This is a genomic window from Micromonospora sp. NPDC000442 (genome assembly GCF_042898635.1).
GTDB lineage: Bacteria > Actinomycetota > Actinomycetes > Mycobacteriales > Micromonosporaceae > Micromonospora.
The window spans coordinates 65,406-80,892 of the sequence record NZ_JBIAYZ010000005.1 but is presented as its reverse complement, the minus strand read 5'-3'; the positions used below and the strand labels follow the sequence as shown (position 1 = coordinate 80,892).

Below are 15,487 nucleotides of genomic sequence, written 5' to 3'. Positions count from 1 at the left end.
TTGTCGCTACGTGACTCCGCGCGGACTCTGCGCCGCCCCGGAGCCGCCGTCCGGCGGACGGCTGAACCGATCCGTGCAGCCGCTCAGCCGCGCGTGGCATCGCCCGTCATCGAAGCGCCGTCGGTCGGGGCGATCGTCCGGACGAGAAGTCAGTGTCGTCTCGGGCGGCGCGGCAACCAGCCGAAGAACCGGTCCTGCAATGACGTCGACCCGACGACATGCAGGTCCTCGGCGGCTGCGGCGAGACAGGCCCCCAGGTAGACACTGAGCATCGCCCGATCCACGCCGTACTCGGTCAGCAACTGCTCCCGTTTGGGCGCGCAGGGCCACTCGGCGCCACAGGTGCCACACGTCCATTCGGGGGTCAGCGGGGCGTGCTCGCCCACCCGCTCGGGGGACGCGGCTCCGTCCGCCTCCGCCACCGTGACACCCGAGCGATCCGTAACACCCGTCATCGCGCTCCTCTCCGCCTCCACCGGTGACGGCGGGCCTGCCGCCCACCGCCGGGTCGAACATGCCCGTGCGCATCTACAGCGTCCGGGAACGCTGCGGCGTTACGTCGTTGCGGTACGTTGACCAACCATGGCCGCCGCGACCCGCCCCAGGCAATGCATCAACCGGAAGCATCCATCGTCGCCGGTCGCTGGCACCGGTGCCACTGGCCGAAAGCACCATCCCGGAGCCGCAGGTGCGTGATCTGCTCCCACCCGCCGTCGCCGTTGCCGTGGCGGGTCCGGACGACTGGTCCGGTCGGTTGCACGCGGCCGAGGCGGCCTGTCTCGGGGACCGCGCGGTGGACAGCCGCCGCCGTGACTTCACCGCCGGTCGGATGTGCGCCCGCCGCGCCATGACCGCACTCGGCCTGCCGCCGGTCGCCGTACCGGCCGCCGCCGACCGTTCACCCGTCTGGCCGGCCGGCCTGGTCGGCACCATCACGCACACCCGCGGCTACTGCGCGGCAGCCGTCGCCCGTAGCGACGAGATCCGGGCGGTCGGCATGGACGCCGAGCAACACCGCGAACTCGGTGCGGGGGTACGCCGACTGATCTGCCTGCCCGAGGAGGACGAGCAGGTCGAACGGCTCCCCCCGGGCATCCACTGGCCGGCGGTGATCTTCAGTGCGAAGGAAACCGTCTACAAGGTGTGGCATCCGATCGTCGGCAACTGGCTCGACTTCCACGACGCCCTGGTGCGCCTCGATCCCGACGCCGGGACGTTCACCGCGCGGATCTCACCCGCCCGGGTCGACGAGGCACCGGTCGACCACCCGCCCACGCTGATCAACGGTCGCTTCGCGGTCGACGCCGACCTCGTACGCACGGCCACCGCGCTCACCCCGCCGTAGCGACCGGCACCACGGCCGGATGATCAGTCCTGAGTGGACTTGTCTACACTCCGCCCGGTGATCAACAAGAGATGGTCGTCAGCCGTCCTCCTCGGGCTGCTGACGGCGACCACGCTGGCCGGCCCGGTGCCGGCACTCGCCGACGACCAGGCGGAACCGCCCACCGAGCCACCCCGGGTCCAGCTGGTACTGGACGTGAGCGGCTCGATGCGGGCCACCGACATCGACGGGCGCAGCCGGATCTCGGTTGCCCAGCAGGCGTTCGGCGAGGTGGTGGACGCCCTGCCCGACGAGACGCAGCTGGGCATCCGGGTGCTGGGCGCCACCTACCAGGGCAAGAACAAGCAGCAGGGCTGCCTGGACACCCAGCAGATCGTGCCGGTCGGTCCAGTCGACCGGACGCAGGCCAAGGCCGCCGTGGCGACTTTACGCCCGACCGGTTTCACCCCGGTCGGGCTCGCCCTGCGCGAAGCCGCCAAGGATCTCGGTACCGGCACCACCGCCCGCCGGATCGTGCTGATCACCGACGGCGAGGACACCTGCGCCCCGCCGGACCCCTGCCAGGTGGCCCGGGAACTGGCCGCCCAGGGCACCACGCTGGTGGTGGACACCCTCGGCCTCGCACCGGACGAGAAGGTGCGCCGGCAGTTGCTCTGCATCGCCGCCGCCACCGGCGGCACCTACACGGCCGCGCAGAGCGCCGAGGATCTGACCGACCGGCTGAAGCAGTTGGTGGACCGGGCCCGCGACACGTACGCCACCATCCCGGCGAAGGTCGACGGGACGGACACCTGCCCGGGTGCACCCCTGCTCTCCCCCGGTGTCTACACCGACCGGGAGACCTTCTCCGAACATCGCTGGTACCGGGTGCCGGTACGGCCGGGACAGGAGCTACGGGCCTCGGTCAGCGTCGCGCTCGACCGCCCGGTCAACCCCGACTACGGCGTACTGCTGCGGGCGACGACGGCCGACGGCCGGGAACTGGTCCGCGGGGTGGACGCCGGCAGCGGACGTACCGACGTGGTCTCCACCGGTCTGCGCTGGTCGGCTGGGGACGACGCCGAGCGGGCCGAGGGCACCGACCCGACTCCGACGGCCGGCGTGCCCTCGGCCGTCACCACCGTCTGCCTGGTGGTCAGCAACATGTTCTCGCCCCGGGCGGGCACCGTCGCGGATCCGGGCATGCCCGTCGAGTTGACCGTCGACGTGGTCGCCGCGTCGTCCGCCCCGGACGGTCCGGACCTGGGCCGGGGCTGGGTGCTGCTGCTCCTGCTGACCCTCGCCGGCCTGCTCACCGGGCTCGTCACCGGCCTGCTCACCCGCTGGTGGGTAGCCACCTGGAGGAACTGAGTGATGTCTATCCGTTGGGCAACCGCCGCCGCGCTGATCGCCGCCGGTGTCGCCCTGACCCCCGGCACGGCGCTCGCCGCGCCCACCCCTTCCCCCGGTGCCGTCACCGTCACCAGGGCCGGCACCTCGTACCTCACTGCCACCCCGGTCGCCGCCGGCCAACCCGTCCGGGTCGCAGCCTCGACCGGTGAATACCTCTACTGGTCGTTCCCGGCCGCTGCGGGTGAGATTCACGAGATCACCGCGACGGTCACCCTCGCGCAGAACCGCAACGGTCGATCCACCTGGAGCGTGGAGGTCTTCGACGGGCTGCGCCGCCGGCAGGCGTGCACGGCCGGCGCGCAGACGCCGACCGCCGACGCCTCGGCGCGTACCGTCGGCATCGGCTGCACGATGCGGCGGGTGCGCCCCTGGGCCGAGCCATGGTCCGGTGACCCGCTGCCCGGCACCTACTACGTGCGCCTGGCCGTGGTCGACGTGCCCGAGCCCGACCTCGGCCTACCGATCGACGTGGACCTGCTGGTGTCGACCACCGACGACGCCGGCAGCTCCGCCGACGACGGCAGACTGGAGGCGGCGCTGGTGCCACCGACAAACGCCGGCACCGTCGTGGACGCCGAGCCGACGGTCGCACCGGAGAGCGACGGGGACGACGGCTGGAACCTGAGCCTCACCGGCTGGCTGCCCGAGGCCGGCTCCCGCTGGATCTGGACCACCGCCGGCGGGATGCTGGCCGCGGTCGCGGGCGTGGTCGGATTCGCCCTCACCCGCCGTCCCGCCATCAGGTGAGCCCCGCCGGCAGGTCGTGCTGAGGTGCCCAGACGACCTGCCGGCGGTCCCACCCAATCAGCCGTCGCCGGCATCGGAACAGCGCCACCGCATCCGGAAGCGGTCGGCGGTGGCATCGGTGCGCAACGGTGCCCGGGCGGCGGGAGCGCCCGGGCACCGGCCGACGTCAGAGCCGGGCGAGGATCGTCCTCATGGTGTCGATCTCGGCCTGCTGCGTGGTGACGATCCGCTGCGCCAACGCTCTGGCGTCCGGGTTGGCACCCTGGGCGGCCTCCTCCTCGGCCATCGTGACGGCCCCCTCGTGATGATCGATCATCATGGTGAGGAACTGTCGATCGAACTCGGTGCCGGAGGCTGCCGCGAGGCGGGTCATGTCGGCCTCGGACATCATGCCCGGCATCCCGTGGTCCATCTCGGGCATGCCATGGGCGTCGCCGCTGGCCATCGGCATCGGTGCGCCCCAGGACGTGAGCCAGGTCCGCAGCTGGGCTATCTCGGGCGCCTGAGCGTCCTTGATCTGCGTGGCGAGCTGCTTCACCTCCGGGTCGGACGCGCGGGTGGTGGCCAGGTCGGACATCTCGACCGCCTGCTCGTGGTGCGGGATCATCATCTGCGCGAACATCACGTCGGCCGCGTTGCTGGTGGCGGATTCGCCGCTGATCGCGCTTGACGATGGGTTACCTGGCATGTCGTGGCCAGCACCGGCCGGATGGTCGGAGCCGCAGCCGGCAAGACCGATCGCCACGCTGAGGCTCACGCCGGCCCAGACGGCACGGCGTGTACGGGTGCGATTCATGGTTGACAGGGCCTTTCAGGAGTCGGTGGACAGAAGCGAGTCGCGCGGTCACCCAACCGGGTGCGCGCTGGTCGCTCCTATATCCGCAGCACCGACACGGCGGCCGTGGTCAGGCCGATCATGGGAAAGTCGGGCGGGGCACGGGCGCCCCGGGCTCGGGTGAGCCGACGATCCCGTGGCAGCACGCTGCGCGTACGCCGAAGGAGGCGGACGGTGAGCACGACGGCGAGTGCGACGCCGGCGGCGATCGCCACACAGACCGCCCAGCCCGAGGGGTGACCGTGTCCCGGCTCCTGCGTGCTCTGGGCGGCCGGTGCCACACACTGCTCGGTGTGGCAGCCGTCGACGTGAGTTGACGAGATCGGTGCGGCATGGCTGCCGTGCCCGGCCGCGCCGAGGACGGGATCGTGGCCCAGGCTGTGCATAACGGCCAGCCCGAACAGGGTGCACGCCAGCAGCACGAACCGGAGCCATCGCCCGGTGGTTGCCGCTTCGCCTCGCACCCGATCACGGTATCGCGCGGCATACCACCAGCACCGCGATCCCGTCCGTCAGCTACCCGGCCGGTCTGATCTGGCGGGTGATCGTCGCGTCGGTGATCTCGGCGTCCTTGGCCAGCAGCATCGCCTTGCTGAGAATGACCGCGAGCAGGCCGTCCCCCTCGAACGGCAGGAACTGCTGCTCCCCGGTCCGGCCCGCGCCACGGTCCGGCACGATGCAGAGGTACTCGTCGTTCGGGCTCATCAGGATGTTGCCCGATCCCAGGTGGATCCGGTACGTGCGCAGGTCGCCGTCGACCACCAGAAAGCGGCCATCGATGTGCGCCCGCTGGCCCACCGCCAGGCGGGGCAGCAGCCGGGCCAGCAGCTCCCGGCGGGTCTCGGCGGTCGCGGACAACTCACCGAAGCTGTACGACGACCAGTAGTCCCGGAAGCGGCCCTGCGGGCCCCCGTCCGACCAGGTCGGGTCGTTGCCGACGCTGGCCACCCCGACGAAGAGATCGACGTCCCGCATGATCTCGCTGAACACCAGTGGGGGGATCCGGTCGAGCGGCAGCGGATCCCCCGGCCGGGCGTCCGTCCACCGCGCTGCCGAGTAGCCGCCGCCGGAGGCATGTGACCAGTTCTGCGCGGCGGCGATCGGATAGAAGCGCACCTGGTCGGTGACCAGCCGCAGGTACGACCCGCTGTCGGTGGTGTCGGCCGTCCAGTCGTCGCCGATCCCCTCCACCCAGTACTCGGCGCGCAGCTCCCACCCGGGCAACTCCCGGAAGGTCGGCGGGTAGGAGTCGTCGACCATCAAGCGCAACCGGTCCGTCCAACCCCGGGCCGCGGCCAGGGCGTGGAACTGGTGCTGCCGCAGGACGTGCCCGGCGAACCGGTTCGAGTACGTGCCGGTGGTCTCCTCGGCCGGCGTGAGCAGGTAGACCTCCCGATGTGCCTGCTTGAACGGCTGCACCACCCGGTGCCGTTCCAACCACCCCCGCCAACCGACCACCTCCGGCACCGGCCTACCGATCGGGTGCCAGATCCGCACCTCGGCGTCGTCGCCAGCGGTCACCGCATTGTCGTCCAGGGTGCGCAGCGCGCCGTCGGCCCAACCGCAGGGCACCCCGTCGACCAGCCAGATCAGCCGGCGGGCCAGCGCGCCGACCAGCGGGTGATCCAGGTAGCGCTGCCGCCATGCGGCCAGGGTCCAGCTGCGCTGGGCCAGGAAGAGCCGGTCCAGCCGGGCCACCTGGGCGGTCAGCATCCCGCTGATCTCCTTGGCCAGGCCCTTGAGGTCGGCCAACTCCGCCGCGTGATCCCGGCGTACCACCGCCGGTGGGCTCTTCACCTGCCGGCCGGCCTCCGTGTACCAGACCAGGGCGACGCCGGTGGAAACGATCGACAGCTCGGCCCGACAACCGCCCAGGAACACCTCGTGCCGCCCCACCCCGGACAGGCCGTAGTCCGGAACGGCCAGTTCCTCGATCTCGTCCCGGCTGATGCCGAGGGCTGCGGCACGAGTGTCGAGCGCCTTGTCGATCTCCTTGCGGGTGCCCTTGTAGGTGACCCGCGCCGACAGCCGGGCGAGCTGCGCCAGCGCGGGCTCGCCGTCGAGCCGCCCGAGCACCCCGACCGCCGCGTTGGCCACCTTCGGGCAGGCCGGCCCGACCCCGGCCAGTCGACGCAGCATCGCCTCGACCAGGCCGCCGATGCGGCGTACCTGCTCCGGTGCCGGCCCGGTCCGCTCGACCAGCCAGAGCAGGCCGCGCAACAGGTCGGCGTTGACCGAGCTCGGCTGCTGGTGCGGGGCGCGGGAGGCGGTGGCCAGCCACCGGTCGAAGCGCTGCCCGGCCTCCCTCAGGTCGACCTCGGCGAGCAGCCGGGCCGCCTCGGTCGACCAGCCGGCGCTCGGGCGGGGCATGGTGGCGGTGCTGGCGTGGGCGACCAGCTGCCGCCACGCCGGGTCGAGGGTGGGCAGCTCGGCCAGGATCTGCCGGGCCCAGGGGTCGTCCGCGTCGAGACGTGGCCCGGCCACTTCGGCGATGAACTGCCGCAGCCGCTGGCTCTCGTCGGACCGGTCGACAAGCACCTCCATCAGGTCCGCGGAGATCGGGCCGGTGGCGGCCAGGCCCCGGGCCACCGTCTCCAGCGCGGTCGGTGACAACGAGTACGGCTCGTCGACGGCGAACGCGGCCAGATCCTGGAGCTGCTCCGGCGCCAGATCGGTGGGCAGCCGACGGGCCAGTTGGCCGATCAGATCACGCGGTGGCCAGGAGTGGATTCGGTGCTGCCGCACGAGGGCGGCCATGGCCAGCACGAGAGGTGCCACGTCCGCCCGGGACAGCTTGCGCAATGCGGCGCGTACCTCCGGATCGTCCCGGCAGATGCGGGCGTGCCGGTGAAGGTGAGCCGCCAGGTTGTCCAGGTCGTTCGCGGCGACCAGCTCGCGGGCCCGGTCGGCGTACCAGCCGATGTCGACGGTGGTGGTCATCAGCCACCGACCAGCGGGACGAGCTTGAGGAAGGTGACCTCGGTGTCGCGACGCAGATCGACCTCGTCGTCCAGCTCCTCGACCTGCCGGTCGCCGACCAGCACCACGAAACCGTTGCCGCGGAACGCCTGCTCGGCGAGGGCGATCTGCCGCTGCGGGTCGACTCGGCGCCGAGGCCGCTCGCCCCGGTCACCGTTGAGGGCACGTTCGGTCGAGGTGGGCTGCACCAGCAGCCGGCGGGGCTCCGGGCTGGCCGCGTTGTGCTCGGCCACCTCCTGATGGATCCGCCGGCGGATCAGTTCACGAAGCGTCAACCGCTCCTCGAAGATCTGCAAGGCCCACGCGGGAGTCCGAGCACCCGCAGTGCTCTCGTCCACAAAGGTCACCGTCGCCATGTCGCGAGAGTTTAGGTACGCCCTCCGACAGGCAGACCGACACGAGCCGCGACGGGCTACTCCAGGGCGAAGGTGGCCGACGCGCGTCCGGCCGCGTCCGGCACCGCCTCCAGGTAGAGCAGGCCGTCGCGGTGACGGACGTACTGGCCAGGGAAGTTGACCGACTCCAGGGACATCTTCGTCGCGTCGGCGAGCCCGGCCCGGCGGGTGAAGGTGGCGTCCTGCCGGAAGAGGTTCGAGCCGTCGTTGCGTTCCACCCAGATCTGGTGGTTGCGGTGCCGCAGGTAGTAGCCGGGATAGTTGGTCGACTCCAGCGAGATCGCCGCGGAGTTGGACAGGCCGGCGACGATCCGGAACTGCGAGTCGGCCAGGTTGGTGACGTTCGGTTCCAGCCGGACCCGGAACTCCCAGTGCCGCAGGTACCGATCGGGCAGGTCGTGGGCGCGCAGCCGGACCGGGGTCAGGCCGTCCGGCACCGGTACGCCGAAGTTCGGAGTGCCGTCGGCGTTCCAGTAGACCCGTTGGATCCGCGTACGCCGGTTCGGGTCGCTCAGCGGGTCGTAGCCGTTGCCGAGATACCGCTCGTAGTTGCGGGAGTGGTAGACGATCACATCGCTGCCGTCCTCGGCGACGGTGAACGAGTTGTGCCCCGGGCCGTACTGGCCGGTCCGGCCGTCGCTGGCCAGCACCGGTGTGGCGCGCTTGGTCCACGACGCCGGGTTCAGCAGATCGCTGCTCGCCGAGGCGGTGAGCAGTCCGACGGCGTAACTGGCGTCGGTGGCGCTCGCCGAGTAGGTCATGAACACCCGGCCGTTGCGGATCAGCACCGCCGGTCCCTCGTTCACCCGGTAACCCCGGGTCTCCCAGGCGTACGTCGGGGTGGCGATCAGGGTCGGCGTGCCCGCGTACGTCCAGGGGTTGACGGCCCGGGCGAGATAGATGTTCGAGTTGTTGCCGGCGTACTCCGCCCAGGCCAGGTAGCGCTGGCCGTTGTGTACGAAGGTGGTGGCGTCGAGGGAGAAGCTGTTGCGCGCCGGCTGGAGTTGGCCACGCTCCGTCCACGGGCCGTCGAGGGGGTTCGCGGCGCTGCTCTCCAGCACGTACGGCCGGATGGCCCAGATGTCGTCGGTGCGGCCGGCGGCGAAGTAGACGTACCACCGGCCGTCGATGAAGTGGATCTCCGGGGCCCAGATGTGCGCGCCCATCTCGCCGCTGCCGTGTCGACGCCAGATCACCCGCTCGGTCGCGGTGGCGAGCCCCTGGAGGGTGGTGGCGCGGCGCAGCACGATCCGGTCGTACTCGGGCACCGTGGCGGTGAAGTAGTAGTAGCCGTCGGTGTGCCGGTAGATGTGCGGATCGGCGCGCTGCTCGGCCAGCGGGTTGGTGAATGTGACGGCGGCGGCCCGCGCCGGGGCGGCCGGCCCCGCCAAGGAGCTGATCGCCGCCATCACCAGGGCGGCGGTCACCGCTGCCCAACTGCGGTACGTGAGCTTCCGACGCGCCATCGCCTTCGCCCTCCCGCCGACCGCGAGCCGGCCATCCGGGACGGGCACGGTCCCCGTCCGACCGTGCCCGCCGTGCCCGCTTCCTCATTGATAGCGTTAACATTTATCAACGTCAAGGAAATGACAAGTATCTGCCGCACCGCCGACGCCGTGGCCGCCCGCCACCCAGCCGGTGGCGGCAGACCGCTCAGGCGGTCGCGCCGCCGTCGATGGCGATCGACGCGCCGGTGATGTGCCGTCCGCCGTCGCCGACCAGATGACTGACCGTGGCCGCCACGTCGGCGGGTGCCGCGTAGCGGCCGAGAGCGATGTGCGACCGCTGGGCGTCGGCGCCGACACTGTCCGCCGGGTTCATGTCGGTGTCGGTCGAGCCGGGCAGGATCAGGTTGACCGTGATTCCGCGCGGTCCGAGTTCCCGGGCCAGCGCCCGGGTCAGCCCGTTGACCGCGCTCTTGGTCATCGCGTACGCGCTCACCCCGGGAGCGGGGACCCGGCTGGCGAAGCTGCTGCCGATGTTGACGATCCGACCACCATCGCCCATGTGGCGTACCGCCGCCTGGGTGGCCAGGTACACCCCGCGTACGTTGACCGCGACAGCTCGATCGAGAGCGTCGAAGCTGACCGACTCGATCGGCCCACCCGCGAACACCCCGGCGTTGTTCACCAGAATGTCCAGCCGCCCCAACTCGGCAGCGGTCCGTTCCACAGCACCGACCACCGCCGCCGGATCCGCGCTGTCCGCACTGATCGACAGGCCCGCACGCCCGTACGCCTCGATGTCGGCCAGGACCGATTTCGCGCTGTCCCCCGCGGTGCGGTAGGTGAATGCGACATCGATGCCGTCGGCGGCGAGCCGCCGCGCGACGGCGGCACCGATGCCCCGGCTGCCACCCGTGACCAGCGCGACCCTGTCACCAAGTCGGACCGTCATGCCGGCAATCCTGACAGTTCACTCAGGACAGAGGTGAGGCGGGGCCCTGGTCAGAACGGGTGGAACCGCTCGAAGGGCGGCTCGACCAGCGATTTGGGCAGCCGGATGGCCCGGCAACGGGGCACCAGTTCCGCCGTCGGGTCGTCGCCGATGTGGCGCAGCGTTCCGTCGGCGAAAGCGTCGGGAATCGCGGTCCAGCCCAGGTTCTTCTCGTAGTACCGCACCGCGGTACGCACCGACGGCGTCCAGTCGTCATCCATCACGATCAACCCGCCCGGCCGAACGATCTTGCGCAGGAAGTAGAGGTCCACGAAGACCTCGTGAAAACGGTGACTACCGTCCACGAACGCCGCGTCGACGACCAGCCCGTCGGTGACGAGTTCCGGAAGCGCGATCGAGGACCAGTCGCGCATCAGTTGCACGGTGGAGTCCAGACCGGCGGCGCACAGCAGCTCCCAGCCGACATTCGCGTATGCCCGCCCTTGGAAGGGATCGACAATGATGTGCCGAGGGTGCGGCGGGTCGACCGTGACCAGCGCCTCCCCGATCGCGAGCGCGGAGCTGGCGTACGCGAGCCCGACCTCGACGACAGCCGCGACCCGATCAGAGATCAACAGGTCCCGGAGCAGATCACAGTCCCGTTCCGGCAGCGTGACCGTCTCGAAGTCCCGCTCATGATCTCGCGTCCACGGCGGACCGTACTGCGCAAGCCGGCGGCGTACCTTGCGAACCCGCGCTGTCCGTTCCTCACCCCGCATCCCGCCAGTCTGAACCAGCTTCGGCGCCCTGGCGGTGCTCAGCCGCCGGTGAAAGGTCAAAGGGCAGGCTCTCGATCTTCGAGAACCTGCCCTTTGACCTTTACTTTCTTGGTGGAGCTGAGGGGATTTGAACCCCTGACCCCCTCGATGCGAACGAGGTGCGCTACCGGTCTGCGCCACAGCCCCTCCGCCGGTCAACCGGCGTCGGTCCCACCCGGCTGTCACCGGGCGGGCCGGCGACAAGGCTAACAGGTCGAGCGCTCCTGCCGCGAACCACCCCGCCCACGGCGCCCCGCAAGATCCGCGCAGCTTCCCCGTCAATGCGACCTTCGGCCCGGGTGAGGCAGCACCTTCCCCGAACTTGTCGCCTCGCCCGAGCGAGGGGGCCGGGCGAGGGGGCCGGGCGAGGGACGGCGTCCTCAGCGCGGTCAGGCGCTGTGGGAGCCGGGGCCGGCCTCGTAGGGGCGGCCACGCAGGCCGCCGGCCCGGCGGTAGGACACCGAGCCGCCGCCGTTCGCCGCCTGCGGCAGGTCGGCCGGCCGGTCCAGGCCCATCGCACTGCGCCGGACGGACTCCCGCTGGGCCGCCAGGCGGCGCTGCGCCTCCCGGCGGGCCGCCGCCCGGCGCGCCTGCTCCCGGCGCACCTCGGCCTGGCGGGCGGCCAGCCATGCGGCCTCGCGGGCCAGGGCCCGGCGTCGGCGGCGTTCGGCCACCGCGCGGGCGCGCAGGTGTACGACGTACACGATCAGCAGGGTGGCGGTGACCGCGAAGCTGATCCAGAAGCCGGGGCCCACGACCAGCACGCCGACCAGCTCGACGGCGTTGAGCAGCACCAGCGCGGCCAGCACCCGGCGGCGGCGGTAGATGGCGGGGGTGTGGTGGTGCCGCCGGTCGGGGCGGCGGCGGGGACGGTTCCCGCCTGCCGGCACGGCGCGCAGCCGGCTCGGCCGACCGGAACGGCGGGGCAGCGCGCGCCCGGCCGCCCCACCGCGCGCTGCCTCCTCGCCGGAGCGGCCATCACCTGCGTCACCACCGGGACGCGAGCGCGGTACCCGGCCGGGTGCCTCACCTGAGCGAGGCGGGGCGGGAACCGCGCGACGCAGAGCGGGCGGGCCGGAGACCGGAGTGGCGAGTTCCCCCGAGGCGCGATCCTCACTCAGGGTGATCACCAGGGCACGGGACGGGTTGACCGGTCGCCGACCGGGGACAGTGCGACGGCGCCGGCGGCGCTGGAGCACCCGCGCCGTCGACTGCGCCCGCTCCGCCACCAGCCGCTCGGCGGCGTCGTACCGGCGGACCAGCGCCGGCGCGAGGGCGAGCAGCCCGGCGGCGGCGAGGACGGCGAGGAGCACCGAGGTCGGCACCCTCACCCCTCCCGTCACCAGATTCGGAGCAAGCACCGACCGGCCGCAGGATCTTTCACCGATCTGCGTCGGCGACGTGAATCATGCGGGGCGGGCAGCGCCTGCCGCAGCTTGCAGTTACCTGAGGTTACGGGTCACCGTCGCCGGAACCGCCGCGCCGCGCCGATCCCGCACGTGGGACGGCTCACGGGGTACGGGCGCGCAGCCGGTGCCAACGGGCCAGCAGGCCACCCTCGGCGGCGATCTCCTCGCTGGTCATCGCGTAGCCGATGTGATCGCGCCAGGCACCGTCGATGTGCATGTAGCGCGCATGGTACGCCTCCTCGCGGAAGCCCAACTTCTCCACCACCCGACGGGACGGCCTGTTCTCGGGGCGGATGTTGACCTCGATCCGGTGCAACCCACCGGAGCCGAAGGCGTGGTCGACGGCCAGGGCCAGCGCGGTGGGGATGACCCCTCGGCCGGCGACCCGCCGGTCCACCCAGTAGCCGACGTACCCGGAGCAGAAGGCCCGGCGCACGATGTTGCCCACGTTGATGTGACCGACCAGCCGCTCCACACCGTCATCGTGCAGACAGACCGCGAACGGCATCCCCTCGCCGGTACGCGCCGAGCGTCGCTGGTCGCGGTAGACCCAGCGGAACGTCGCCGGGGAGTTCAGGTCGTCCCAGTCACCGGGTACCGACGACTCCCAGGGGGCCAACCACTCCCGGTTGGCCCGACGCACCTGCGACCAGGCCACCGCATCCGACCGCCGGTACGGCCGCAGCAGCACCGGGCCGTCGGAAAGCACAGCCGGCCAGCCAGGCGCCCGTCGGAACACCGAACCTCCACTCCCGAGCGTCACCGGTGGGTCACCGGCGGCGGTCCAGCAGCAACACGTCGACGGTGGAGCCTGCGGCGGCGGCGGTCACCCGCTCGCCGAGAACGAGAAGTCCGTTCGCCTCTGCCAGGCCGGAGAGCGTGAACGGGCCGCCGTTGAGCGGCTGAACAGTGTAACCCCCGCCGCGCCGCTCAGCGACGTGCGCGGGCCGGAACTCGCGCAGCCCGGCCGGCGAGGAAACGGTCTCCAGCAGGTGCGCCCGTACGCTGGGACGGAACACCGGCTCGGCGCCGGCCAGCAGGTTGATCGCGGGCCGGGCCAACACCTCGAAGCCGATCATCGCGGCCCCCGGGTCGCCGGGCAGACACACCACCGGCACCTCCTCGGCACCGACAGTGCCGAAACCGAGGGCAGTACCCGGATAGAGCGCCACGTCGGTGAAGGTGACCGGACCGGCGCGGCTGCCCTCCCGGCGGGACAGGATCCGGCGGACCATGTCGCCCGGACCGGTGCCGGTGCCGCCGGTCGTGATGATCAGGTCGGCCCGCAGGGTCTGGTCCTCCAGCAGCCCGCGCAGTCCTTCCGGATCGTCGTCACAGATGCCCACCCGGTAGGCCAGCGCCCCCACCTCCGCCGCCGCGGCGGTCAGGGCGTGCGAGTTGGCGTCCACGACCTGACCGGGCTGGCTGCCCCGACCCACGTCGACAAGTTCATCGCCGGTGGCCACGATCACCACCCGGGGGCTCGGCCGCACCACCACGTGACCGATGCCGGTCGCGGCGAGCACCGCCACCAGCGCTGGCGAGACGTAGGTGCCGGAGCGGGCGAGCAGCGCACCGGCGGCCACCTCCTCGCCCGTCCGACGAACCCCGTACCCCCGCTTCGGAACCCGGAAGATCTCCACCGCCGCCATGCCCTGGTCGGTCCACTCCACCGGGACGACCACGTCGGCACCGATCGGCAGTGGTGCGCCGGCCGCCACCGAGAAACACGACCCCGGGGTGAGTCGGACCGGCCGCCAGCTCGCCGCACCGAGATCACCGACGACATTGAGCCGTACGGTGCGACCACCCGGCCGACTGGACTGGGCCGGGACGTATCCCACGCCCCGACCCCCGCCCGAGATGTCCTCCCAGCGCGCGGCGTACCCGTCCACGGCCGCCTGGTCGAAGGCCGGGAACGAATGCGGGGCGACGACGTCCTCGGCGAGGACGTTGCCGTACGCCTGGGTGAGGTCGAGGTCGAGCGGAGGCAGCGCGCGCAACCTGCGCAGCACGCTGCCCAGGTAGTCGGCGAGCGGCGTCAACCCGTTTTCGGCCGCCTCGGCGTCGGCCGTCGCGGTCATGTATTCGGACCGCCCGACGCGTCGGAGTTGACGAACTCGGCCAGCCACTTGCGGAACTCGCCGCCCAGATCCTCACGGTCGGCGGCGATCTGGACCACGGTCTGCAGGTAGCCCAGCGGCATACCGGTGTCGTAACGGATGCCGCGGTAGACGATCGCGTGCACCGGTGTGCCCTCGGTACGCAGGATCTCCATCGCATCGGTCAGTTGGATCTCGCCGCCGCTGCCGGGCTCCGTCCGGCGGATGGCGTCGAAGATCCTGCCGGGCAGCACGTACCGGCCGAGCACGGCGAGGTTGCTCGGCGCGTCCTCCGGCTTCGGCTTCTCCACCATGCCGGTCACCTTCACGACCTCACCGATGTCGGTCAGCTCGGACTCGGCCGGCTCGACCGAGGCGATTCCGTACCGCTTCGTCTCCGCCGGATCGACCTCGAAGAAGGCGAGCACCACCCCACCCGTACGCGCCTGGAGTTCCAGCATCGCCGGCAGCAGCGGCTCGCTGAGGTTGACGAACTCGTCGCCGAGCAGCACCGCGAAGGGCTCGTTGCCGACGTGCGACTCGGCGTACCCGACGGCGTGCCCGAGACCCAACTGCTCCGGCTGGCGGCAGGTGTAGATGGACGCCAGTTCCTCGGTCCGCTTGACGGCGGCGAGCAGGTCGGGCTTCTCCGCGAGCCGTTCCTCCAGATCGGGGCGGCGGTCGAAATGGTCCACCATCGACGTCTTGCCCCGGCCGGTGATCAGCAGCACGTCGCCGATGCCGGCCTGAGCGGCTTCCTCGACGATGTACTGCAACACCGGCCGGTCAACGACCGGCAGCAGTTCCTTGGGGACCGCCTTGGTGGCCGGCAGGAACCGGGTGGCCAGGCCGGCGGCCGGGATGACGGCCTTGACGGCACGGGGACGACCGGTGGCGGCGGCCGTTGAGGGGTTCGCTGAGTGCTCCGACATGTCGCGAGACTATCGGCCATGGCCCTGCCTCGGCGGGTGAGGACCAGAAGACGCGCCGCCCACCGGACCGGTTCTGCCGGTTGCCGGTGGTGCCCCGGTTGAGCCGGTGGATTGCCGGTGGCCGGCTTGCGGTGGTGCCAGGGTCGGGCCGGTGGAC

At 71.7% G+C, this 15,487-nt stretch carries 14 protein-coding genes, 1 tRNA gene and 2 pseudogenes; 3 read left to right on the top strand and 14 right to left on the bottom strand.

Going from position 1 to position 15,487, the window contains the following annotated elements; translation table 11 throughout:
• Positions 1–149: 149 nt before the first annotated feature.
• Positions 150–455 (bottom strand): hypothetical protein, encoded by a 306-nt coding sequence (locus tag ACFY2A_RS09540; RefSeq protein WP_363923882.1) that lies wholly within the window; start codon positions 453–455, stop codon positions 150–152.
• Between the two features lie 233 nt (positions 456–688).
• Here ACFY2A_RS09540 and ACFY2A_RS09535 point away from each other — a divergent pair, with 233 nt between their 5' ends.
• From ACFY2A_RS09535 to ACFY2A_RS09525, 3 genes are read left to right on the top strand one after another with little or no spacing between them, the layout of a single operon-like run.
• Positions 689–1,345: a 4'-phosphopantetheinyl transferase gene (locus tag ACFY2A_RS09535; protein ID WP_387170243.1), complete on the top strand. Its 657-nt coding sequence runs from the start codon at positions 689–691 to the stop codon at positions 1,343–1,345.
• A 57-nt stretch (positions 1,346–1,402) separates the two neighbouring features.
• Positions 1,403–2,695 carry a VWA domain-containing protein gene (locus ACFY2A_RS09530; RefSeq protein ID WP_387170241.1) on the top strand — a complete coding sequence of 431 codons (1,293 nt, stop codon included), beginning with the start codon at positions 1,403–1,405 and terminating at the stop codon, positions 2,693–2,695.
• Positions 2,696–2,698: 3 nt separating this feature from the next.
• Positions 2,699–3,484 carry a peptidase gene (locus tag ACFY2A_RS09525; RefSeq protein ID WP_387170239.1) on the top strand — a complete coding sequence of 262 codons (786 nt, stop codon included), beginning with the start codon at positions 2,699–2,701 and terminating at the stop codon, positions 3,482–3,484.
• Between the two features lie 166 nt (positions 3,485–3,650).
• Here the strand turns inward: ACFY2A_RS09525 and ACFY2A_RS09520 are convergent, their stop codons facing one another.
• The 13 genes and pseudogenes from ACFY2A_RS09520 to ACFY2A_RS09460 form a co-directional block, all read right to left on the bottom strand.
• Positions 3,651–4,241, bottom strand: a complete 591-nt coding sequence (locus ACFY2A_RS09520) for a DUF305 domain-containing protein (protein WP_387170237.1) — start codon at positions 4,239–4,241, stop codon at positions 3,651–3,653.
• 116 nt (positions 4,242–4,357) lie between these two features.
• Positions 4,358–4,783, bottom strand: coding sequence for a DUF6153 family protein (locus ACFY2A_RS09515; RefSeq protein ID WP_387170235.1), 426 nt, complete (start codon positions 4,781–4,783; stop codon positions 4,358–4,360).
• Positions 4,784–4,835: 52 nt separating this feature from the next.
• The gene (locus ACFY2A_RS09510) at positions 4,836–7,259 is read right to left on the bottom strand and encodes a DUF4132 domain-containing protein (protein ID WP_387170233.1); all 2,424 of its coding nucleotides are present in this window, start codon (positions 7,257–7,259) and stop codon (positions 4,836–4,838) included.
• A complete protein-coding gene (locus ACFY2A_RS09505; protein ID WP_387170231.1) occupies positions 7,259–7,654 on the bottom strand; it encodes a hypothetical protein in 396 nt (131 codons plus the stop codon). The genes ACFY2A_RS09510 and ACFY2A_RS09505 overlap by 1 nt, the downstream gene beginning before the upstream one ends.
• Before the next feature lie 56 nt (positions 7,655–7,710).
• The gene (locus tag ACFY2A_RS09500; RefSeq protein WP_387170229.1) at positions 7,711–9,159 is read right to left on the bottom strand and encodes a family 43 glycosylhydrolase; all 1,449 of its coding nucleotides are present in this window, start codon (positions 9,157–9,159) and stop codon (positions 7,711–7,713) included.
• Between the two features lie 187 nt (positions 9,160–9,346).
• The gene (locus ACFY2A_RS09495) at positions 9,347–10,090 is read right to left on the bottom strand and encodes an SDR family oxidoreductase (protein ID WP_363923891.1); all 744 of its coding nucleotides are present in this window, start codon (positions 10,088–10,090) and stop codon (positions 9,347–9,349) included.
• 50 nt (positions 10,091–10,140) lie between these two features.
• The gene (locus ACFY2A_RS09490) at positions 10,141–10,848 is read right to left on the bottom strand and encodes a class I SAM-dependent methyltransferase (protein WP_387170227.1); all 708 of its coding nucleotides are present in this window, start codon (positions 10,846–10,848) and stop codon (positions 10,141–10,143) included.
• Between the two features lie 109 nt (positions 10,849–10,957).
• Positions 10,958–11,034 (bottom strand) — tRNA-Ala (locus ACFY2A_RS09485).
• A 242-nt stretch (positions 11,035–11,276) separates the two neighbouring features.
• Positions 11,277–11,798 (bottom strand): annotated as a pseudogene (locus tag ACFY2A_RS09480) (hypothetical protein); the annotation flags it as partial.
• A gap of 198 nt (positions 11,799–11,996) precedes the next feature.
• Positions 11,997–12,218: pseudogene (locus tag ACFY2A_RS09475) on the bottom strand (hypothetical protein); the annotation flags it as partial.
• A 178-nt stretch (positions 12,219–12,396) separates the two neighbouring features.
• Positions 12,397–13,005: a GNAT family protein gene (locus tag ACFY2A_RS09470; RefSeq protein ID WP_363923989.1), complete on the bottom strand. Its 609-nt coding sequence runs from the start codon at positions 13,003–13,005 to the stop codon at positions 12,397–12,399.
• Between the two features lie 61 nt (positions 13,006–13,066).
• Positions 13,067–14,380: a gephyrin-like molybdotransferase Glp gene (gene glp / locus ACFY2A_RS09465; protein ID WP_363923894.1), complete on the bottom strand. Its 1,314-nt coding sequence runs from the start codon at positions 14,378–14,380 to the stop codon at positions 13,067–13,069.
• Positions 14,377–15,330, bottom strand: a complete 954-nt coding sequence (locus ACFY2A_RS09460; protein ID WP_363923895.1) for a UTP--glucose-1-phosphate uridylyltransferase — start codon at positions 15,328–15,330, stop codon at positions 14,377–14,379. The genes glp and ACFY2A_RS09460 overlap by 4 nt, the downstream gene beginning before the upstream one ends.
• Between the last annotated feature and the right edge of the window lie 157 nt (positions 15,331–15,487).

Bases quoted from the DNA above. Each gene is read 5' to 3' on its own strand.
- ACFY2A_RS09540 (WP_363923882.1), bottom strand. From the start codon at position 455: ATGACGGGTGTTACGGATCGCTCGGGTGTCACGGTGGCGGAGGCGGAC.
- ACFY2A_RS09525 (WP_387170239.1), top strand. From the start codon at position 2,699: ATGTCTATCCGTTGGGCAACCGCCGCCGCGCTGATCGCCGCCGGTGTC.
- ACFY2A_RS09510 (WP_387170233.1), bottom strand. From the start codon at position 7,259: ATGACCACCACCGTCGACATCGGCTGGTACGCCGACCGGGCCCGCGAG.
- ACFY2A_RS09505 (WP_387170231.1), bottom strand. From the start codon at position 7,654: ATGGCGACGGTGACCTTTGTGGACGAGAGCACTGCGGGTGCTCGGACT.
- ACFY2A_RS09500 (WP_387170229.1), bottom strand. From the start codon at position 9,159: ATGGCGCGTCGGAAGCTCACGTACCGCAGTTGGGCAGCGGTGACCGCC.
- ACFY2A_RS09495 (WP_363923891.1), bottom strand. From the start codon at position 10,090: ATGACGGTCCGACTTGGTGACAGGGTCGCGCTGGTCACGGGTGGCAGC.
- ACFY2A_RS09490 (WP_387170227.1), bottom strand. From the start codon at position 10,848: ATGCGGGGTGAGGAACGGACAGCGCGGGTTCGCAAGGTACGCCGCCGG.
- glp (WP_363923894.1), bottom strand. From the start codon at position 14,380: ATGACCGCGACGGCCGACGCCGAGGCGGCCGAAAACGGGTTGACGCCG.
- ACFY2A_RS09460 (WP_363923895.1), bottom strand. From the start codon at position 15,330: ATGTCGGAGCACTCAGCGAACCCCTCAACGGCCGCCGCCACCGGTCGT.